The sequence below is a fragment of the Xanthomonas populi genome (genome assembly GCF_002940065.1).
Taxonomy (GTDB): Bacteria; Pseudomonadota; Gammaproteobacteria; order Xanthomonadales; family Xanthomonadaceae; genus Xanthomonas; species Xanthomonas populi.
On record NZ_MDEJ01000376.1, the window covers coordinates 1 to 330 of the forward strand.

1 protein-coding gene is annotated in these 330 nt (G+C 59.4%); it reads right to left on the bottom strand.

What is annotated here, in order from left to right:
• Positions 1–171: 171 nt before the first annotated feature.
• A partial coding sequence (locus tag XpopCFBP1817_RS21345; protein ID WP_146090221.1) for a transposase occupies positions 172–330 on the bottom strand: 159 nt, incomplete at its 5' end.

A 330-nucleotide genomic window follows, 5' to 3' on the forward strand; every position in this document is an offset into this window, starting at 1 on the left:
CTAAGGCAACGCTGATCAAGCACCAGCATCAAGAACCCGCCCAACGGTTGAAGACTCAACGCTACTGACGTGCGTCACAAGCCCGAGAGACTGGTTAAAAACACAGGATATTGGTGACTTGAAGCGGTGTGCGCCGGCTGGCGCAGCCCACGGTGCCCTTGTCGGGCGCAGTTATCCCACCAAGCGGGTGCGTGACAGGTACACAGTCGCCAACCCCAGCGCCACAAAGCTACGGTTGGCGTTGTTGGCCAAACCGCGATAACGCACCTTGGCAAACCCCCACAAGCGCTTGACCACCGCAAAGACATGCTCCACACGCGCGCGCACCTT